We start from the raw sequence: 20,276 nt of genomic DNA, 5'->3' as shown, positions 1-20,276 counted from the left end.
AACCTCTTATTTGCAATAGCAGATAAGGGGTTTTTTTGTACAAAAACATAATTTGTACCTTGATAAGGTTTTCACTTGCTATATTAGATAAAAGCAGATTGATAGGGAGAGCATGATGATAACCACTACCAAGCACATAAAGATACCTTTAAGCATAGTAGCGTTACTATTTAGCGCCTCTGCTTGTTCTAACCCAACTACAGTAAATACCGATACAGCACCTACGCAAACAAAAGCGTCCGATAATGCTGTTAATGATGTCCAAAAAAGCACTATCAAACCTGAATTTACGACTAAAGAGTTTGCGACCTTTGATGAGCCATGGGCGATGACTGCGCTACCCAAAACAGCAAATGACCCCCTCAAATTACTCGTTACTCAAAAAACAGGCGAGCTCTTTATCGTTGATACTCAAACGGGTAATAAAACCCAAGTCAATGGTGTGCCAAGTGTGGCTTATGGCGGACAGGGTGGTCTTGGCGATATTATTTTAGCGCCTGATTTTGCAACGAATCAGATGGTATATATTAGTTATGTCGAAGCAGGAGACGGTTCCGACAACAATACTTTTGGTGCTAAGGTGATCAAAGCCAAACTTGTAGGGTTAGATACTGATGCGCCAAGTCTGCAGGCCATCACACCAATTTGGCAGCAGACTCCAAAAGTAAAAGGCCAAGGTCATTATAGTCATCGATTGCTATTTTCTCCTAATGGGCAGTACTTATACATCAGTTCAGGAGAGCGTCAGAAAAAAGACCCTGCACAAGACATGACCGTTAATTTGGGTAAAATAATTCGGTTAAACGCTGATGGATCTGTGCCCAAAGACAATCCATTTGCAGGTAATACTCGCAACATTGCTTCACAGTTTTGGACGATAGGTCATCGTAATGTGCTTGGTATGGCATTTGATGAGTCAGGCAGATTGTGGGCTAATGAGATGGGACCACGCGGTGGTGATGAATTTAATCTTATTAAAAAAGGCAACAACTATGGCTGGCCCGTGGTTTCTAATGGCCGTAACTATTCAGGCACTGATATTCCTGATCACGATACCCGTCCTGAGTTCGAGCCGCCTAAGATTACGTGGACACCCGTCATTTCACCCTCGTCCATCAGTATCTATACTGCTGGTAATCAAGATGATTTTCCAGAATGGCAAGGAGATGCCCTTATGAGTGGCTTATCATCTAAAGCTTTAATCGTGGTCGATATGAAAGAGACAGGGGAAGCGTCTGAGCGTTATCGCTATGATATGGGCGCCCGTATTCGTGATGTTTTAGCAGTCGATGGCGAAGTGTGGGTACTAGAAGATGGCGATAATGGTAGGTTGTTACAGCTCTTGCCAAAATAGAGATATTCACGCTTATTTTAACTATATGCTTTTACCATATAGTTGCTTTAACGATAACCAACTTTTGATGTAGCAAGGATTAAAATTGTTAGAAAATCGATAAGTTAAGAGCAAATATTAATGCTTAATGCTTACTATAATTACTGTCTTCAACTCTGTTACAAGCTGTTAATCTGAAGTATTGCAATCAGTTGCAAACTTGTAAGTACTTGAATTAGATTTGATAGTTATGAAATATCTTGTTATTGTTAGCCTCTTAAAAAATTAAGGCAAATTTACAGATGGACCATGTAAAGGTTGAGAGACTAGGACCGTTTCCGCGAGTGAGCAAACCTGTCTTTATTACGTCGAGCATTTTAATCGTTGGCTTTATTATCTTTGGCGTGCTATTTACTGAGACTGCTGGAGCACTTTTTAGTTTTTTACAAGGTTTTATTACCGACAAGTTTGGCTGGCTCTTTATTTTATTAATGAACGTAGCTTTAGCATTATGTGTTTATTTAGCCATGAGCCGTTATGGTGATATTCGTTTAGGTCTTCAAACAGAGGCACCGCAATATAGCCTATTTTCATGGATTGGCATGTTGTTTTCTGCTGGTGTCGGTATTGGACTGATTTATTGGGGTACGGCTGAGCCCTTATATCATTTCATGGCTCCACCTTTGGGTGAGCCAAGTAGTGTAGAGACTGCTAAACAAGCAATAAATCTTACCTTTTTACATTGGGGACTACATGCTTGGGCGCTATATGCGTTTGTCGCATTATCTCTTGCCTATTTCCATTATCGCCGTGGCCTCCCTCTATCAATTCGCTCAACGCTCTATCCACTACTAGGTAAAAAGATATTTGGCCGATGGGGACATGCTGTCGATATCTTAGCAGTATTTGGGACAATGTTCGGCGTTGTAACGTCTTTAGGTTTGGGCGTTATGCAAATAAACTCAGGACTTGAGAAGTTATTTGGTACGCCTAATAGTTTAACAGTACAAATTGCTTTAATTGCTTTTATAACGGTTTTGGCCGTTATTTCTGTGTTGATGGGCTTAGATAAAGGTATCAAGCGTCTTAGTGATATTAATATTGGGCTGACGGCTATCTTACTTGGCTTTATGGTCATTCTAGGGCCAACGTTATTTATCTTTGATAGTTTCCTTGAAAATGTCGGTAATTACTTATCAGTGTTTGTTCCACTCGGACTGTGGGGCGAGGCTTATGAAGGTCAAGAAAATTGGCAGTCTTCATGGACGATATTTTATTGGGCGTGATGGGTAAGTTGGGCGCCATTCGTCGGTATATTTATTGCACGTATTAGTCGCGGCCGTACCATTCGTGAGTTCGTGTTGGGGGTCATGTTAATACCAATAACGATCTTGTTTTTCTGGTTTACTACTTTTGGCGGCGTTGCTATTCATATGGAGTTGCTCGCTGCTATTGATCCCACTTTAGCTAGTCCAGGACTCGTTGAAGCGGTACAAGCAGATTTTGGTAGTGCAATTTTTAAACTGATTGAGTATTACCCATTAACCAAACCGATTACTTTTATCATTGTTATTATGATTATACTTTGGTTCGTGACATCCTCAGATTCGGCAAGCTTTGTTATTGATATGCTAACTGCAGGTGGCGATACCAATCCGCCAAAAATACAGCGTTTATTTTGGGCAAGTACCGAAGGGGTTATTGCTGCAGTTTTACTTGCAGCGGGTGGGCTAAGTGCTTTACAGGCAGCAGCTATCGTAGCGGGTCTACCATTTGCTTTGGTTGTATTTGTGATGATGTACGCACTTTTACGCGGCTTGAGTAGAGATCAATTGATACTGTACAGAGCTCAACAGTACTACATCACTGCAGAATCAGCAGATCATAATACGGCCAATGAGTTCGTTGATGAAGATTTATTAAAAGGTCCGCCCAAGATTGTCAAAGGCGACTAACTCGTATTAACTGTTAGCGTCTTTGTTGTTACAAGAATTGTCTTACATGGATAGCCCTCACATTTAGGGCTATTTTTATGTGATTATATTTATTTTTAGGTTTGATAGGTCACTTATATCCAAACATAGTGGCACAACTCTATTTTAGGAAGGTATTATGAGTGAACTCAAAATTGGTCGTTTAGGACCTTTTCCACGAGTCAATAAGCCTGTTTTTATTGCTTCGGCAGTTTTAATTGTAGGTTTTATTATATTTGGCGCTCTGTTTCACGAGCTAGCTGATACGGTATTTGCTGCAGCGCAGGGTTTTATTACTCGGCGATTTGGCTGGCTGTTCGTTATCTTGATGAACGTAGCAGTTGTTTTAAGTTTATATTTGATTTTTAGTAAGTATGGTGATATCCGCTTGGGTCATCAGACTGAAAGGCCGCAATATAGCCTGCCGTCTTGGATCGGTATGTTGTTCTCAGCAGGTATTGGTATCGGTATTATGTACTGGGGCACCGCAGAGCCTGTATATCACTTTATGGCACCACCTCTTGGCGAAGCTGAGACAGTAGAAGCGGCCAAACAAGCGATGAACATCTCGTTTTTGCATTACGGTATCCATGCTTGGGCCATTTATGCCATCGTGGCGTTATCCTTGGCATACTTTCACTTTCGCCGCGGTCTGCCACTCTCTATTCGCTCAAGTCTATATCCGTTATTGGGTAAAAGGATTTATGGCGGGTGGGGCCATGCTGTTGATACTTTAGCAGTATTTGGTACGATGTTTGGTGTCGTCACTACCTTGGGTTTTGGGGTATTACAAATCAATTCAGGGCTTGAAGGTTTGTTTGGTCTACCAAATTCGGTACCCGTACAAATTATGCTGATTGCTTTTATTACTATGCTCGCCTGTGGTTCTTTATTAATGGGACTGGATAAAGGCATTAAGCGTCTTAGTGATACCAATATTGTTTTGACCTTTGTACTGCTAGCGTTTGCTTTTATCATGGGCCCAACTCAATACATCATGGACAGCTTAGTTGAAAACGTAGGTAACTATGTACAAAATATCGTTCAGCTAGGCTTTTGGAGTGAAGCTTATAGTAAGGGTGATTGGCAGTCATCATGGACCATTTTCTATTGGGCTTGGTGGATTAGCTGGTCACCATTTGTTGGTGTGTTTATCGCTCGTATTAGCCGTGGTCGTACCATTCGTGAATTCTTATTAGGCGTATTATTTATTCCTATGGTTATACTGTTTTTCTGGTTCACAACCTTTGGCGGTGTGGCTGTAAATATGGAGCTAATTGGCAATCCTGGGTTCATTGAAGTGGTACAAAATGACTACGGTAATGCTATTTTTAAATTGATGGAGTTTTATCCATTTACGCAAGCCACAACGATGTTAATCATCATTATGATTGTCTTATGGTTTGTTACTTCATCAGACTCAGCCAGTTTTGTGATCGATATGCTAACTGCAGGTGGTGAGACCAATCCGCCTAAGATCCAACGTCTGTTTTGGGCGATAACTCAAGGTTTTGTCGCTGCTATTTTGCTGGCAGCGGGCGGCTTAGGCGCTCTACAAGCGGCTGCTATCGTGGCAGGATTTCCGTTTGCCGTTGTCGTCTTTGTCATGCTATACGCTATGATACGAGGGTTCAATCGTGACGAGCTTATATTGTACCGTGCAGAGCAGCGGTTTATCACTGAAGAGTCAGTTGAGCACAATACAGCGAACGAATTCGTTGATGAAGAGCTATTGGACGGACCGCCTGAGATTGCTAAAGGTGACTAAGTCATAGTATCAACTGAATGTCTCTAAACAAGACCCCAATCTATTCGTAGATTGGGGTCTTGTTAGTTAATATAGTCAAAAAAGCATTTAATAGAGTAAGACTACCTTCAAACTGTAATTGTCAATAAATAGAATCTTGGCGTTTATGACTTATTTCTCACTTTACAGTCAGTCGTAACGATGTTGTGTTTGATAAATGGTTAATATCTTGATAGGGTGACGCTCTTTTAAGTTTGGAAAAATCTATGGATCACGTCAAGGTTGGTCGATTGGGCCCTTTTCCAAGGGTAAGTAAACCTGTATTTCTGTCTTCAGCGATTTTAATTGTCGCATTTATCATCTTTGGTGCCTTTTTTAATGAGCTGGCAAGCGTAGTGTTTGGGCAAGCAAAAGCGTTTATTTCAATGCGTTTTGGCTGGTTCTTTATTTTGGTAGTCAACTTAGCCGTGGTCATGAGTATTTATTTAATATTCAGCCGATACGGTGACATCAGGCTTGGTCATCAGATGGAAAAGCCAGAATACAAACTCATATCTTGGATTGGTATGTTGTTTTCAGCTGGTATCGGTATTGGTTTACTCTATTGGGGTACAGCTGAGCCGTTGTACCACTTTATGGCGCCGCCACTTGGTGAAGGAGAGACGGTCGCATCTGCTAAGCTTGCGATGAACATCTCGTTTTTACATTATGGTATCCACGTGTGGGCGATTTATGGCATGGTGGCTTTAGCATTGGCTTACTTTCACTATCGCCGCGGTCTGCCACTGGCAATTCGATCAACGCTCTATCCGTTATTAGGTCAAAGAATTTACGGGCGTTGGGGTCATACTGTCGATACTTTAGCTGTATTTGGCACGATGTTTGGGGTTGTCACAACCCTAGGTCTAGGCGTGTTACAGATAAACTCTGGTCTTGAGAGTCTATTTGGTATTCCTAATAACATCACAGTACAGATTGTCTTGATTGCGGTTATTACAGCGCTTGCTGGGCTGTCTTTATTGATGGGACTGGATAAAGGTATTAAGCGTTTAAGTGATATTAATATCTTTTTGACTATCGTGTTATTAAGCTTTGTGATTATCTTAGGTCCAACGCAGTTTATATTTAATAGTTTTGTAGAGAATATCGGTAATTATCTGCATCAAGTTATTCCGCTAGCTTTATGGACAGAGTCTTATGAAGGTCAGGAAAACTGGCAATCTTCATGGACGATTTTTTATTGGGCATGGTGGATTAGCTGGTCACCGTTCGTTGGCGTATTTGTCGCTCGTATCTCTCGTGGTCGCACTATTCGTGAGTTTATATTAGGGGTATTATTAATTCCGGTTACCATATTGTTCTTATGGTTTACAGCCTTTGGTGGTTCGGCAGTACATATGGAGCTGACTGCTGCAATCAGCCCTGATATTGTCAGTCCTGGACTGGTGGAGGCAGTAAGAGCGGATACCGGTAGTGCTATCTTTAAATTAATGGAAACCTATCCCTTTACTCAAGCAGCAACTGCCTTGATTATCATAATGATCGTACTATGGTTTGTGACCTCGTCCGACTCTGCCAGTTTTGTCATCGATATGTTGACGTCAGGTGGTGATACCAATCCACCCAAGATCCAGCGTCTGTTTTGGGCAGGGACTGAAGGCGTTATCGCAGCGATATTGCTAGCAGCGGGAGGACTTGGGGCATTACAGGCCGCAGCTATTGTGTCAGGATTCCCATTTGCTATTGTCATGCTGGTAATGATGTATGCACTACTTCGCGGCTTGAGCCGAGATCGTCTGGTTTTATATCGCAATCAGCAGTGGTTTGTCACTGAAGAATCAGCAGAACACAACTCAGCGAATGAGTTTCGTGATGAACATTTGCTAAAAGGTCCTCCTAAAATTACCAAGTCTGATTAGTAAGATCGCATAAATAACATTCATAAAAAGACCCCCAGCTTATATATAAGCTGGGGTCTTTTATTATTAAGATATTTAATATTTGTGGTAAGCGCTATTAAAGTGTTAGATACATTTGCCTGGTACATAACCTATCGCTGCAGTTGTGCCACACGCTGAGCAGGCGTTGCCCGCTGTGCGATAACTGATGGTCGAGCCAACTTTCGTGGTTACGCAAACAGGGTCGTATTGCATAGTACACATGTTTTGCTCTGGGTTGTGAGGCGGGCACTTAGTAAACAAATCATCGCTAGGTGCTTGTTGATTAGTAGCAGGTGTACGGATCGGAGTGGTGATAGGCTCGGTGCCACTTGGTATATTGCTACAGCCTGCTAGTGTCATCGCTACAGATACTGTCAGTAGCGACAAGCATGAGCGCCAAGATATCAAAAAATTATTATTAAACATAATATATCCTTATTTATGAAAATCATAATCTATGAAGGTTGTAATTGATGAAATCCACAACGTCCTGTTGTAGTAGATAAGCTAATAATTGGCGTATAGCATCTGCTTTATCTGTTTTCATAAGTTAATAACGTCTTAAGCTTGAGAGGCTTATTTTTTAGTATTGATCTCATTGTAGTCAGTCACTTACTAAAAAGATAGCCAATAAAAAACCCCAGTCTATAAATAGGCTGGGGTTTTGTTTAAATATCAAATAATAAAGTAGTTACTTAGATGACTTATCATCTTGGTTAAGCTGTACATATTTGTCAAAGTTTTGCGCATAATCGGTCAAATTATCACTTAGCATCTGACGGTACTGCTTAACGTAAAACTCTACGATGTCGTCTTTTTCTTTTGCAAAGTCATCACCTTTCACAAAGCCAATAGAGGCGACCGAAGCGCTATAACGCGCTGCTGCATAAAGTAATGAAGCACCGACTTGCCCTGAATGAGCTTCAGGACCCAATTGTCTATTTGCAACCCCGATAATAGCATCGGCACGCTGATAAAACGCCTGCATTTCAGGGGTGATTTCAGTCATCGCTTCAGCATTGTCATTTAAATTTTGGTTTTGAGCGTTGTTATCAATATTGTCTTGAGACATAAGCAACTCCTATTGAGTGTCTGTAAATATGGGTTTATAAACCTGCATCTGCTTTTAGTAATTCAGCTTTGTCTGTTTTTTCCCAAGTAAAAGCAGTATCAGAGCCGACGCGACCAAAATGACCGAAAGTTGCTGTGCGTTGATACATAGGCTGGAGTAGGTTTAGCATTTGGGTAATGCCATAAGGGCGCAGGTCAAAATGTGTACGAATCAGACGAATGATTTCATCAGAGCTGATTTTACTCGTACCAAAAGTATTAACTGATATAGAAGTAGGTTCAGCAACTCCAATCGCGTAGCTGACTTGTACTTCACAGCGCTCGGCCAAACCTGCTGCGACGATATTTTTGGCGACATAACGTACTGCATAAGCGGCACTGCGATCGACTTTTGAAGGGTCTTTACCACTGAAGGCACCGCCACCGTGGCGAGCCATACCGCCGTAGGTATCGACGATGATTTTACGTCCGGTTAAGCCTGCATCACCGACAGGTCCGCCAATAACGAACTTGCCAGTTGGGTTGATGTGGTAGCGAGTACCAGCATGCAACAGGTCGGCTGGCAGTACTTGTTTGATGATAGATTCCATGACTGCTTCTTGCAGATCTTTTTGCGAAATACTTGGATCATGCTGAGTAGACAATACCACAGCATCAATTGCAGTCGGACGATTGCCATCATATTTTAAGGTAACTTGTGCTTTTGCATCTGGACGTAACCAAGGCAGGTCACCAGCACGGCGTAGCTCAGACTGACGCTCCATAAGACGATGTGCAAACTCGATAGGAGCAGGCATTAACACATCGGTTTCATTACTAGCATAACCAAACATTAAGCCTTGATCACCAGCGCCTTGCTCTTCTGGGCTGTTACGATCGACACCTTGAGCGATTTCAGGTGATTGCTTGCCAAGCATGTTGATCACTGCGCAAGTCTCACCATCAAAACCAAGATCTGAGTGATGATAACCAATACCATTGACCGTATCACGTACAATACGCTCCAAATCAATGTTGGCGGTAGTGGTCACTTCGCCTGCTAGTATCACTGCACCAGTTTTGACCAGCGTCTCGCATGCTACGCGAGCTTGGATGTCTTCACGTAAGATGGCGTCAAGGATAGCGTCTGAGATTTGGTCGGCCATTTTATCAGGATGGCCTTCGCTTACAGATTCAGATGTAAATAAGTTGTATTCACGCATAGTTAGATCGCTTAATTGCAAGGACTGTCATTACTAAATCAGTCATAATTAAATGTTAACGGAAAATAAGAGGCAAAAGTGAATCAAAAAATTAGCACATTTTACCGTGAATCGAGTGAAAACTCTAGTGTAGCTATTGTTGCTATCAATCGTAAAAATCATCAAGTTGGCTAAATTTCTGCTAATAGTTATCTGTATCGTTTTTCTTTGAGTTGGGTTATCTCTATTAGACAATACTAGCTATAAAGAATTTCAAATCTCTACAAACGTAGCTTTGTCCTTAAACATACATTCTTCATAAACCGGACAGGCTCCGCATTTAGGGGTACGCGCTTGACAGGTATAGCGCCCATGCAAGATGAGGTAGTGATGAGCGTCAACCAATAGGTCTTCTGGAATACGCTCGACCAGCTTTTTCTCTACTATTAAGACGTTCTTACCAGTAGCCAGCCCCGTGCGATTGCTAACACGGAAAATATGCGTATCGACTGCCATAGTTGGTTGTCCAAAGGCAGTATTCAAGACCACGTTAGCGGTTTTGCGCCCCACACCAGCGAGCGACTCTAAGTCTTTACGGTTATCAGGTACGGTGCTGTCAAACTTCACTATTAAATCGCGACAGGTTTTGATCACATTTTTGGCTTTGGCATTGTATAAGCCAATATTTTTGATATAAGATTTTAGGCCTTCTTCACCCAATGCCAATATAGCCTCAGGAGTATTGGCGACAGGGTATAGCTGCTGGGTTGCAATATTGACACTCACATCAGTCGCTTGTGCAGAGAGTATGACTGCGATAAGTAGCTCAAAATTATTACTGTAGTTTAATTCGGTAATGGGATCGTCAATAGTAGCAGCCAACTTCTCAAAGAACGGTCGTACGTTACGATTGGGCAATCGTCTCGATGGCGGTGTGTCTGCAGTTTTGTGTTTGACAGTTTTGCTCATAGGATATAGACAATATTTTTATAGCTGTTGATGTTAATAGTGGTTAAGGTCGATACTAAATTAGATCAAATAAGATAACAGGATACGGACAAATTATCCCTAATACTAACACTATAACTGAGATAGTTGATCTTGCAACGTAGCCAACTCGGCGCTTTTCTCTGGGTTGGGACGGACGCTTAACTGTTTTTCTAGCTTTTTGATTTTACTGCGTAGTTTGGCGGCAGCAATAGTATTCTTTGCTTGCTGCTCATTGATATCAATAGTTTGGGCACTGGCGTTATTTAGCTTGGCTTCTACCATACTGACGACAGGCCTACTATTATTACTATCGGTCAGTTGCTCAGTTACGCGTCTAAGATGCGTGTGATAACGCTGGCGTAGCTCGTTTTGCTCTTGCATACGTTCTGCTGCTGACAGTTCACGCTCAATAGGAACGAGGTCAATGCAGTCAACAGGGCAGGGTGCAATGCATAGCTCACAACCGGTGCACAAATCTGTAAAAATCGTATGCATATGTTTGCCAGTACCAACGATGGCATCGACTGGACAGGCTGGGATGCATTTTGTGCAACCGATACAATCATCTTCACGAATAACGGCCCGTACTTCATGCGGACGCTCGGTTGTAGGATCTATTGGCCACTTTGATGGTACAGCAACCAGATGTCCGTGCTCACTATTTGAGGTTTGACTCTGTGAAAAGACAGTATCCAAAGTAGCGTGATCTGCGTCTAAAATAAGGGCAATCGCATCACTAACAGGTTGACCACCAGGCACACATTTATTATGTGGCTCACCATTTACAACGATAGCGGTAGCATAAGGTAGACACCCATCAGGATGATCGCAAAGACCGCACTGCGTCTGGGGTAGACACGAATCAACATACGCAATTTGCTGTTGTGTGTCAGCTGGGAGCGTCTCTAAAGTTAACGTATCAAATAGTATGGGCAAGTTTGTTAGACGGGTATGAATATCACTGGGCATTTAATCAAAGGCCTTAAAACTGGCATAAAGAATGGGTGAGAGCTACTATACTATTGGTAGCTACTAGTATAGATAATCTATCATAAAAGAGTATTGTTCATAATGGCATGCTACTGATTACACGCTAATATATTCTATAAAGCTAAAGTATTATGCCTTGTTCGTGAGCAATTTGTGCAATTAAATCGTAAGCAATACTGCCTTTAAAAGGTATCTTTGGTAAGTTTGAGATATCAAAGAAGTCGGCGTGCGAAAGCTCATCTTCTTGTATGACTATCTCACCGCTTGTATAAGACGCTCGAAATCCTAGCATTAAGTTTGAGGGAAATGGCCATGGTTGGCTACTGACATAGTGGATGTCAGTCAAGCGAATACCTACTTCTTCTAACACCTCTCGCATTACGGCATGCTCTAGACTTTCACCTACTTCTACAAAGCCTGCAATCAAGCCATATTGAAGCTGCGTGCTTGGTCGACCATAGCGGTGATGGTGTGCCAAGAGTATCTGCATCTCACCGGTTTGTGGGTTTGGACGGGTGATGGCTGTGATGACACAAGGTTGTACTCGTGGATACTGGCGTAAGCGGCAGACTGGACAGACCATCGCACGCTCGCCAAATTTGGCTACCGTAACCGAAGCGCTGCAGCGACTACAAAACTGAGTATCTGCTTGCCAGCGCAGCAATTGAATCGCTTGGCTCAGCTGCGTCGAGAGAGCAACTGGTAGCTGGGTGATAAGCTGCCTATAAGTAATGAAGTTTATCTCTTCAGTACGGGCTAATGGCGTCTGCAATACGGTTGACTTATGAGAGTCTTTAGTTAAGTTGGGAATAGCAATGCCGTGAGTTTGCGCATAATCATAAGTAATGGCAATGGTAGCAGGTACATCATCGCCATCAATAGGCTCAGGGCTTGTATCCAATGCTAGCGACCCATTAGTCTCCCAATTGCTTGCTGCTAAGCTTGCCAATAATTCGACACGGCCAACCTGATAGAGCTCATTTGCTGACTCTGCTGCTTGGTCTTTTTTGACAATATCACTGTTAATAGCCAAAACAGAAACTTGCACAGGCCGCCAGCCTTTTGCAGTATAGCGGCACAGTACAGTCTCGTTATCAATCACAAAGGCGGTGGTCATAAATAGCTATCCAAAGCAGCGAGAGGGTTACCTAAAAGTTGCCTATGTTTATCTGCAATAGTTAAGCGGCAAGTAACTGGCTTAAGCTATCCTGGGCAACATCGAGCGATTTTTTGCTCACAGGATGGTTGTTTTCAAAACCATCTAAGCGATAGTCTACTGCCATGAGTACATCAGCTATATGAGCAAGTGTACGATCATCTATACTTTGACCATTTTCAAGACGTTTTTGCATATTGGTAGACAATTGGCTAAGCATATTTGCGGGTGTAGGCAATTGTAAGAAGCGTATTGCGCCCGCGACTTGATGTATCAAATCAGGTATGTTTTCAATGTTTAGCAGGTCACGGTTGTCATCCATTAAATAGTCGTTAATTGCTTGCTCTGTGCTTGATAGAGCTGTACGGCTCTCTTGTACCAAAGTATCATAGGCCGTATCTATTTGGTGTAATGAGATATGCTGACTATGCGTTGCCAAATGAATAGCACCTGGAGTATGTATTTTTGCCATCGCGTTCGAAGCATTCTCTGCATGCATCAGTGCTAATAATAGAGAGTCAAACTCATCAGGTGTTGGCGCCTGCCATTTTGCTACAGATGAAGCTACATTTTTGAGTGAAGTTGCCGCATCAGCTAAGCATAATAACTGCAATATTGAGCTTAGCTCTATCAGATCGGCAGCGATTGAGCTTACTTGTACCGCTGCAGGACTAAGTGTATCACCGCGGGCATAATTATCAACTTTTTCTTTAACAGTGCTGATTTGGTTTTGAATAATGTCATTTAGTGTGTCAGTAATGGCACGGTTTGGTCCAAATAAGAAGCGCTGCATCTGCTTGAGCTGTGATGAGTCAAGCTGATTGTTTATGTACTGAGCGCATAGCTTTTGCGCTTGTTGATTATCACGCTGGCAAGCAAAACTTACTAAGTCCGCAAAACGGGAGTCCATTATTGGTAAATAGCTATAAAACTGCTGCTCTAAGTAGATAAGTGTATGTTTTTGACTAGCACTTAACGGTAAGATGTCTTTTATATCTGTGACGGCAGCACTTGCCGCCTGCCAAAATAAACTGTCAGTGTGGGCGGCAATCACTGCACAAGCAGCACTCATGGCATCAAGTTTTTGCTGGGCACCCGCTGTTAGTGGCGCATGTTTGGCAAGGACTACATTTAGACCACTACGATAAGCATTGGTGAGTAAATCACTATCAAGATTTAGCTCACTTAAAGGCTTAAAGTTCTGTTTAGGGTTGGCAATAATGACGCTGCTGCTACCAAATTCAGAAAAATAATTGGCATCGATCGTATCTTGCTGACTATGAGCATAAAGTTTGTTGATAATTGGTAATAGTAGGGTTGGTTCAACTGTTTCGGTCAATAGTACAAACTCGACATAACGATCAAGTGTCATGATCGCCTCTGATAAGTCCATAATCAAAGCGGTGTCACTGTTATTATTGTTGTCATAAAGCTGTTGTAGACCTTGTGCGATGGCTGTACTTAGTAGCTGTCCGCCAGTCAATGCAATCAACTTAAAAATACAAGACAGTTGTGTTAATACGCTAATAGAGTCTAATAATAAAGAGACTTGTTCTTGATCATCGTTAAATTCACTAAGATGATTTTCAGCATCTCTTAGAATGACTGTAATCTCATTATGCAGCAGATGTAGAGAAGGCAAGTTAAAGTTAGTGATACTAAGGGCAGGGGTGGTCAACATTGTTTGCTCAGACTGGCTCATAGTTTTTTTCCATAAAGTGTTAATAGAGTCGACTCTAGCAGTAGTTATTAATAAAAGCAGGCCCTTTAGTATGTCAATAGACATCTGACTGGCTTAGCCCAACTAATTATGTTATGCGCAGTAACGCGCTCTACCACTGCGATAGCCTAGCGTTTAATTCAGGATAATCTTCTGCTAAACCTGCAAACCAGTTTTGATTGGCATGGTTATCTACAGTTGACTCTAGCAATAAAGATGCCAAATTCGCAAAATTAGCATGAGCGGTGTTGCCACCCTCCGTTTGAGTATCTTCTTCAATCGCTAGCGTTACCTGTCCACCCGTCATTGCCAAATAAACTTCAGCTAAGATCTCCGAATCTAACAAAGCGCCGTGAAAAGTACGATCCTGCTTACCGACGTTTAATCGGCGTACCAAAGCATCCAATGTGTTTTTTTGTCCAGGATACTGCTGCTTTGCCATTAACAAAGAGTCAGTGACTTGTACACGCTCGGCGAAGTCTGTCAGACCAACTTTACTAAACTCCATGCTCAAAAAGTTCATATCAAACGTGGCGTTGTGAGCGATGATTTCTGCGCCATCCATAAAGTCGTATAACGCCTTAGCAACCTGATCGAAAGTTGGCTTATCTGCCAAAAAAGCTTCGGAGATACCGTGAATACGAATGACTTCCTCATCCATACCGCGCTGCGGATTGATATAAACATGTAGCTTTTCGCCCGTAAACTTACGACCGACTATTTCGACAATGCCGACCTCAATCACGCGGTCGCCTTTGAGAGGATCAAGTCCTGTCGTCTCTGTATCCATGACAAGCTGACGATTGGGCTCGTGTCGATGGATAGGCTTTGGCAGTAGCGGACGAAAATTGGGGTTAGCACGACCAGTATCACCATCGAATTTTGGCAAGTCTACTGACATGATGGTTGTATCGCTGTTTATATTTGTCTCATCTGATGTCATGGTATCGATACTCACTGGCTGCGTAGCATTGTCTGGTTGTTGCTTGACTGATACAGGCTTTAAAACATTATTATCTGGTATTTCATCTAAAGGGTTTTCGTACGACTCTTCATCTAAATCCTCATCCATCATATTAAAGCCTAACGGATCATTATTTAACCAGTCATTAGCGCTTGTTTTAGCTTTTTTTTTAGCGGTATCATCGTTAGTAGGTTCAAAGTTATCTATAGAACGCGCTGTAGATGAGTGCTCGCTACTAGAAGTGACGCCCAGATTGGCTAGCTCATCCGCTTTTTCATTGCCAGCGTGCCCAGCATGACCTTTAACCCAGTGCCAATCAACATTACGTGCTTGACAAAGCTTATCCAACTGTTGCCACAAGTCTTGATTGGCTACAGGCTTTTTGCCTGCCGTCTTCCATCCGCGCTTTTTCCAACCTTCAATCCACTGGGTAATGCCGTTTTTGACGTAGCTGGAGTCGGTCCAAATTTCAAGCTTTAGATTTTGAGGACTGTGTTCTAAAGCTTTTATCGCACCCATCAGCTCCATACGATTATTGGTGGTTTCTTTATCGCCACCGTACAAGTCTTGCGTATGTCCATCACTAAAAATAAGGTGCGCGCCCCAGCCACCGGCGCCTGGATTGCCCTTACAAGCGCCATCTGTATAGGCAACAGTGGTATTCGCTTTTACTGCCAGCGGATTGGTCTCATTTTGCTGACTCGTGGTCGACGCATTTGCAGATGCGCTGACAGAAGTAGCAAAAGGTGATGATGATAGAGCATGGTTGTCTGACATAATGACCTAAAAGCTTAACGGACAATCAACTCACGATAAATAGAGCAATTCAGGGCTATATAAGACCCTCACTACAGAGGCGACTTAATAGTGCCCTATATTGATACTATCGTAGATTGATTGTAATTTGATTGAATGACTGCGCTCAATTATACCAAATACATGACCTATATGTGCCATCGCTCACCATAAAACTGTAAAACTAAATATCAAAACAGAAAGGGCAGTATTTTCTGTTAAAATGAGTTAGATAAGGACATGACATCGCTTGTTAGCTTAAGCGGATTTGCATATACCTCAGTCTTTTTTAACGTAGGATAATATTATCATGTTCAATTGCTCAAACGTTATATGCCATAAGTTTACGACGCTTGCCATCAGTGCTATGACCGTTAGTGCATTGTTACTGTCAGGTTGTAACGATACCAGTACGACTACAGAAACAGAGATAGCGAAGACTAAGACAGATCTATCTGTATTTGAAGGCTGCTATACCGTCAGCAATGACGAGCCTGCCCAAATCAAAGTGAGTCAGCAACAAGGCAAGTGGGTTATGCAAATGAAGGAGCCTGCAACTGCCGAACGGGTGTGGGATAATGCTGAACCTTTAGAAGTTATGGATAATAGCGAGATACCCAAATTTTTCTCCATTGATCCTGACAATGTTGATGCAGTCATCGGTCGTCCCGATAGAGTGCTGGTCATGGCACATGTCAAACCTGTCTATGCCAATATCGACCCTTTGCTTGATAGTGAGTATTTGTCTTACATTTATAAAGGGGCCAATACGATTTATCAGGTAGATTGTGATGAAGTTAATACAGATATTTTGGCCAATCCCCATGCCAATATTGTCATCGATAATGTTGGGCCAAGCACTAAAAGCCTTTAATAGCAGACAGTCTTTAATGAAAGATATAGCATAGTCGGACCAAAATATCTTGCCAGTGATTAAGCAATAGAGTTAGATAATATGAATTTTTTGAGTTATGTCGTCTTAGGTGGTTTGTCTTATGCCGCTGGTTGGGCGATACGTATATATGTACTTGGTAAACAACCTAAGCCTGCGCAGCCCTATAGTTTAAAGCATCCTGTCATCTTAGGATATCTAGGCGCGTTTTTTATTATTATGCTCGTTGTTTCGTGGCTGATTGGACGCTATCTACTCGGCCACGTTACCATTGATTTACCCTTTATTATCATTAATAGTCTCGTTGCTACTTTTGTTTGTTCTTTCGGTCTCAACCCAGAAAACGCCAATTATGACGTGCCTGATTAACTGTTAGTTGTCACTCACTAATGATGGTTTATGAGTTTTAAGCTTAATGCGCACAACAACACGGTCAGTGATGCACTCATTGACCGTGTTTTTATGATTAAGGTTACCATTAATTATATTCTAATAATTAGGGTTTTTTCTTAGCTTTGGCATTTTTGTCTTTATTTTCAGACGCTTTATTTTCGGACTTTGCACCATCTTTAGACGTTGAATCTTTAGACGTTGATTGCTCGTTTTTCCAAGTTTTATATTTGTTTAAGTCTTTTTCTATCATTCTTAAGCAAAACCCTATGACCAAAGCATCATCAACTTGACCAATAAAAGGTATAAAATCTGGAATAATATCAATAGGGTTTAAGACGTATAACAACCCAACCGCTGCTGCTGAGACAGTTTTATAAGGTATATTGCGATAATTACCTTGATAATAATCTTTTACCAAGCTCATAAGTAGCATCAAATCTTTAGCATAACGCTCAAGACCGCGATCATTGTCGACTTGATTCTTTATTCTATCTTCTTTACTTAAGATGAGTTTAATATTGTCTAAAAGCGACTTATTATCTTTTTCTTTACCAGCCATACTAGGCTCCTCTCATTATTGGTGGATGATTCATTACTATTTACTATAACAAGAGTAATGGTAAGTACCAAACATGGTTGTTTAATGATTTGTTGCAGTTGTAATAGGCAATGGTTATAGGGTTATGCAATCCTTGTCGCTATTAAAGCTGCCAAACTGCGATATTTATATAAAGTTAATGTTAAAAACGTTGATAATTAAGCCATTGTTCTAAAACCATTATTTTAAAATAAGTTTTGAGGTAACAGTTCAGTATGCGTACAGAAAATCCGACTCTTTTAAAACAAACTGATATGACCACTGCGGCTGATAAGGAGCTTAGTCGCCGCCAATTTTTATGTCGCTTAGGGGTGAGTACAGGTGCTGGTCTACTTGCAACTCAAGGTATCGCTCAAGGCTTAACGATTAAAGCTGCAGACAAAACGAGCGATAAAAATGACAGCATGCAGCTGACCAAAGATGACTTGCCAATGGTGCTGACAGACAGTAATCAGTCAATAGCGTCCAAATCGCACTGCATAGTACCTACTATTGAGACGCGTCTATTTGCCAGCTCCAACGTGGGCGGTAGTCATGAACGTAACCAATTGGCATTAGAGCGCTTGGCTTGCGCAGGTTTTGATGTACACAATCCTGCTATCACCAGACGACAATATTTGCGCTTTGCAGGAACGGACACGCAGCGAGCCACTGATCTACAAAATATTGCGACTGGCGCGATTGCTGCACCCAAACTGCTTATGGGTGTACGCGGTGGCTATGGCGCAATGCGTCTGCTGCCGATGATTGACTGGCAAACGCTGGGGCGCATTATGAGAGAGCAAGGCACAATACTGACAGGCTTTAGTGATGTCACCGCTATTCAGTGTGCACTGCTGGCGAAAGGGCAAATGAGCTCGCTTGCAGGTCCCATGCTCTATAGCGAGTTTGGCAAAACGTCTCCTGATGAGATCAGTTGTCGGCAGTTTGTAGAAGCGCTGACGAATCCTAATCTGAACATTAGTGTTCAAAATGCAGATTTGACCAGCAAGCAATTACCAGCGATTCTGGCGACTGATAAGACTCAATCACTCACGGGAACGATTTGGGGTGGTAATCTGAGCGTGGTATCAGCGCTGGCAGGTAGCGAGTACTTGCCGCGTATTGATGGTGGCATTGTATTTTTGGAAGACGTAGGCGAACAGGCTTATCGTATCGAGCGCATGCTCTATGATTTGTATTTAGCAGGGGTGTTCCAGAATCAGCAAGCAATCGTATTTGGCTCATTGTCTGGCACAGGTGAAGATAGCTACGATAAACGTTACGATGTGGCGATGGTCATACGTCAGTTGCATAAGCTGACTGGACTACCTATCTATAGTGGCATGAGCTTTGGGCATATCAGTAAAAAACATAGCTTTCCACTCGGCGCGACTTGTCAGATTACGCCAGCGACAAATAAAACTGACGGCTATACATTGAATTTTACGGATTATCCAACTATCGAGGCAAATAAGATTAATGTCGAAGGGTTATGGCAAGTTATATAGTGTGATCGGGTGGACTTTGATCAATAGATTAACATTTGCTTTACAGAAAGCATTACTTATATCTGTCAAGATTAATCATCAATTACTCTCTTATTACAAGGAATTATGATGATGTCAAACGCCAAAAAAACAAATCTTTCAGCTCCTTCTATTCATTACAACACCACTTGTAGCTGTGAAAAATGCGGATGTACCAGTCCATCAACTTGCAAAAAATGCAACATGTGCGAAAAATGCTGCCAGTGTAATTAAGCTCAATGAGCAATAGGTGGCTAAGATAGCACATTTGATTGTTACTAAAATTAATAAGCGCTCAACAAGCTTATGCAACTGCCTTAACTCCAATGAGTCAGGCGGTTTATTTTTTCTACTTAACGAAGATAACTATATAAGATGCAAAATAAGGGACAAGATCATTTAGGGCATGTAAAAACATAATAAGCATACCTAGTGGTTTTGTTAAACGATTAATCAAAACAAACAAAAATGATTGGTTAATAATAACAGTTAATATTTAAATGACATAGAAGATAGTACTTACCTTGAATTGATGGGTATTATAATAAGGAAAATTAAAATGAAAAATTCAGTATTGAATAGAACCTTTCAAAATAAGCTATGGGTGGCAGTATTAGTAAGTCTTATCGGACTGAGTGCTTGTAGTAATGAAGTAGATGAAAAGGCCGATACTAATCATACAGAGTCTAGTGAAATGACGCCAGTGCAGACAGATAGCGACACTGAAACTAATGTTAGTACTTCCACAGATGAAACAGACAGTACAGATGATGACGCAGGGGGTACAGCCTACTATTCTGGTGTAGACAGCGTGGAAAATGAGCAAAAGGCTGAAGATACAGCCACTGTGAACGAAAATAACTCGAACTTAGATAAGACAGCAGCGGAAGGATTACAGTAATATAGCTTTGTCTAGTATGTAATAAAGATAATAAGAGCGTGTTGTGTCTGATGGTTATACAAAGATATTAGCAAATAAGCAACTGTTTATTATCTTTATCGAAAGTAGACGCGACCGCTAGCTA

Annotated in this window: 16 protein-coding genes and 1 pseudogene; 8 read left to right on the top strand and 9 right to left on the bottom strand. The window is 41.7% G+C overall.

Features of this window, described 5'->3' with window-relative positions; genetic code table 11:
* The first annotated feature begins 115 nt into the window (after positions 1 to 115).
* From Q0895_RS02215 to Q0895_RS02200, 4 genes and pseudogenes are all read left to right on the top strand, one after another.
* Positions 116 to 1,354, top strand: a complete 1,239-nt coding sequence (locus Q0895_RS02215; protein WP_299185164.1) for a PQQ-dependent sugar dehydrogenase — start codon at positions 116 to 118, stop codon at positions 1,352 to 1,354.
* Positions 1,355 to 1,635: 281 nt separating this feature from the next.
* Positions 1,636 to 3,288: pseudogene (locus Q0895_RS02210) on the top strand (BCCT family transporter).
* A gap of 157 nt (positions 3,289 to 3,445) precedes the next feature.
* Positions 3,446 to 5,074, top strand: coding sequence for a BCCT family transporter (locus Q0895_RS02205; protein WP_299185162.1), 1,629 nt, complete (start codon positions 3,446 to 3,448; stop codon positions 5,072 to 5,074).
* 245 nt (positions 5,075 to 5,319) lie between these two features.
* On the top strand, positions 5,320 to 6,972 hold the full coding sequence (locus Q0895_RS02200) for a BCCT family transporter (RefSeq protein ID WP_299185161.1): 1,653 nt from the start codon (positions 5,320 to 5,322) through the stop codon (positions 6,970 to 6,972).
* A 105-nt stretch (positions 6,973 to 7,077) separates the two neighbouring features.
* Here Q0895_RS02200 and Q0895_RS02195 read toward each other — a convergent pair whose 3' ends face one another.
* The 8 genes from Q0895_RS02195 to dnaQ all read right to left on the bottom strand — a co-directional run bounded on the left by Q0895_RS02195 (position 7,078) and on the right by dnaQ (position 15,842).
* The gene (locus Q0895_RS02195) at positions 7,078 to 7,419 is read right to left on the bottom strand and encodes a hypothetical protein (RefSeq protein ID WP_299185159.1); all 342 of its coding nucleotides are present in this window, start codon (positions 7,417 to 7,419) and stop codon (positions 7,078 to 7,080) included.
* Between the two features lie 265 nt (positions 7,420 to 7,684).
* Positions 7,685 to 8,002: a DUF3144 domain-containing protein gene (locus tag Q0895_RS02190; protein WP_299185347.1), complete on the bottom strand. Its 318-nt coding sequence runs from the start codon at positions 8,000 to 8,002 to the stop codon at positions 7,685 to 7,687.
* A gap of 97 nt (positions 8,003 to 8,099) precedes the next feature.
* Positions 8,100 to 9,266 (bottom strand): methionine adenosyltransferase, encoded by a 1,167-nt coding sequence (metK, locus tag Q0895_RS02185; RefSeq protein ID WP_058369724.1) that lies wholly within the window; start codon positions 9,264 to 9,266, stop codon positions 8,100 to 8,102.
* 252 nt (positions 9,267 to 9,518) lie between these two features.
* Complete coding sequence (gene nth / locus Q0895_RS02180; protein ID WP_299185156.1) at positions 9,519 to 10,214, bottom strand: endonuclease III; 696 nt, start codon at positions 10,212 to 10,214, stop codon at positions 9,519 to 9,521.
* Between the two features lie 111 nt (positions 10,215 to 10,325).
* Positions 10,326 to 11,204, bottom strand: a complete 879-nt coding sequence (locus Q0895_RS02175) for an RnfABCDGE type electron transport complex subunit B (protein ID WP_299185155.1) — start codon at positions 11,202 to 11,204, stop codon at positions 10,326 to 10,328.
* Positions 11,205 to 11,346: 142 nt separating this feature from the next.
* Positions 11,347 to 12,342, bottom strand: coding sequence for an NAD(+) diphosphatase (gene nudC / locus Q0895_RS02170; protein WP_299185153.1), 996 nt, complete (start codon positions 12,340 to 12,342; stop codon positions 11,347 to 11,349).
* Positions 12,343 to 12,403: 61 nt separating this feature from the next.
* Complete coding sequence (locus tag Q0895_RS02165) at positions 12,404 to 14,083, bottom strand: hypothetical protein (protein WP_299185151.1); 1,680 nt, start codon at positions 14,081 to 14,083, stop codon at positions 12,404 to 12,406.
* A 130-nt stretch (positions 14,084 to 14,213) separates the two neighbouring features.
* Positions 14,214 to 15,842, bottom strand: coding sequence for a DNA polymerase III subunit epsilon (dnaQ, locus tag Q0895_RS02160; protein WP_299185149.1), 1,629 nt, complete (start codon positions 15,840 to 15,842; stop codon positions 14,214 to 14,216).
* A 328-nt stretch (positions 15,843 to 16,170) separates the two neighbouring features.
* Here dnaQ and Q0895_RS02155 point away from each other — a divergent pair, with 328 nt between their 5' ends.
* Positions 16,171 to 16,734 carry a hypothetical protein gene (locus Q0895_RS02155; protein ID WP_299185148.1) on the top strand — a complete coding sequence of 188 codons (564 nt, stop codon included), beginning with the start codon at positions 16,171 to 16,173 and terminating at the stop codon, positions 16,732 to 16,734.
* Between the two features lie 81 nt (positions 16,735 to 16,815).
* A complete protein-coding gene (locus Q0895_RS02150; protein ID WP_299185147.1) occupies positions 16,816 to 17,121 on the top strand; it encodes a hypothetical protein in 306 nt (101 codons plus the stop codon).
* A 127-nt stretch (positions 17,122 to 17,248) separates the two neighbouring features.
* Here Q0895_RS02150 and Q0895_RS02145 read toward each other — a convergent pair whose 3' ends face one another.
* Positions 17,249 to 17,704: a YkvA family protein gene (locus tag Q0895_RS02145; RefSeq protein WP_299185146.1), complete on the bottom strand. Its 456-nt coding sequence runs from the start codon at positions 17,702 to 17,704 to the stop codon at positions 17,249 to 17,251.
* 293 nt (positions 17,705 to 17,997) lie between these two features.
* Between Q0895_RS02145 and Q0895_RS02140 the strand changes: the two genes are divergently transcribed.
* Both Q0895_RS02140 and Q0895_RS02135 read left to right on the top strand, forming a co-directional pair.
* Positions 17,998 to 19,233: an LD-carboxypeptidase gene (locus Q0895_RS02140; RefSeq protein ID WP_299185345.1), complete on the top strand. Its 1,236-nt coding sequence runs from the start codon at positions 17,998 to 18,000 to the stop codon at positions 19,231 to 19,233.
* Positions 19,234 to 19,810: 577 nt separating this feature from the next.
* On the top strand, positions 19,811 to 20,152 hold the full coding sequence (locus tag Q0895_RS02135; protein WP_299185145.1) for a hypothetical protein: 342 nt from the start codon (positions 19,811 to 19,813) through the stop codon (positions 20,150 to 20,152).
* The last annotated feature ends 124 nt before the right edge of the window (positions 20,153 to 20,276 follow it).

Source organism: uncultured Psychrobacter sp. (assembly GCF_947495825.1).
GTDB lineage: Bacteria > Pseudomonadota > Gammaproteobacteria > Pseudomonadales > Moraxellaceae > Psychrobacter.
This window is presented reverse-complemented; position numbering and strand designations above follow the sequence as displayed.

Coding starts and splice junctions, on each gene's coding strand:
- Q0895_RS02205 (WP_299185162.1), top strand. CDS start 3,446: ATGAGTGAACTCAAAATTGGTCGTTTAGGACCTTTTCCACGAGTCAAT.
- metK (WP_058369724.1), bottom strand. CDS start 9,266: ATGCGTGAATACAACTTATTTACATCTGAATCTGTAAGCGAAGGCCAT.
- dnaQ (WP_299185149.1), bottom strand. CDS start 15,842: ATGTCAGACAACCATGCTCTATCATCATCACCTTTTGCTACTTCTGTC.
- Q0895_RS02175 (WP_299185155.1), bottom strand. CDS start 11,204: ATGCCCAGTGATATTCATACCCGTCTAACAAACTTGCCCATACTATTT.
- nudC (WP_299185153.1), bottom strand. CDS start 12,342: ATGACCACCGCCTTTGTGATTGATAACGAGACTGTACTGTGCCGCTAT.
- Q0895_RS02165 (WP_299185151.1), bottom strand. CDS start 14,083: ATGAGCCAGTCTGAGCAAACAATGTTGACCACCCCTGCCCTTAGTATC.
- Q0895_RS02145 (WP_299185146.1), bottom strand. CDS start 17,704: ATGGCTGGTAAAGAAAAAGATAATAAGTCGCTTTTAGACAATATTAAA.
- Q0895_RS02215 (WP_299185164.1), top strand. CDS start 116: ATGATAACCACTACCAAGCACATAAAGATACCTTTAAGCATAGTAGCG.
- Q0895_RS02190 (WP_299185347.1), bottom strand. CDS start 8,002: ATGACTGAAATCACCCCTGAAATGCAGGCGTTTTATCAGCGTGCCGAT.
- Q0895_RS02200 (WP_299185161.1), top strand. CDS start 5,320: ATGGATCACGTCAAGGTTGGTCGATTGGGCCCTTTTCCAAGGGTAAGT.
- Q0895_RS02135 (WP_299185145.1), top strand. CDS start 19,811: ATGAAAAATTCAGTATTGAATAGAACCTTTCAAAATAAGCTATGGGTG.
- nth (WP_299185156.1), bottom strand. CDS start 10,214: ATGAGCAAAACTGTCAAACACAAAACTGCAGACACACCGCCATCGAGA.
- Q0895_RS02155 (WP_299185148.1), top strand. CDS start 16,171: ATGTTCAATTGCTCAAACGTTATATGCCATAAGTTTACGACGCTTGCC.
- Q0895_RS02150 (WP_299185147.1), top strand. CDS start 16,816: ATGAATTTTTTGAGTTATGTCGTCTTAGGTGGTTTGTCTTATGCCGCT.
- Q0895_RS02195 (WP_299185159.1), bottom strand. CDS start 7,419: ATGTTTAATAATAATTTTTTGATATCTTGGCGCTCATGCTTGTCGCTA.
- Q0895_RS02140 (WP_299185345.1), top strand. CDS start 17,998: ATGACCACTGCGGCTGATAAGGAGCTTAGTCGCCGCCAATTTTTATGT.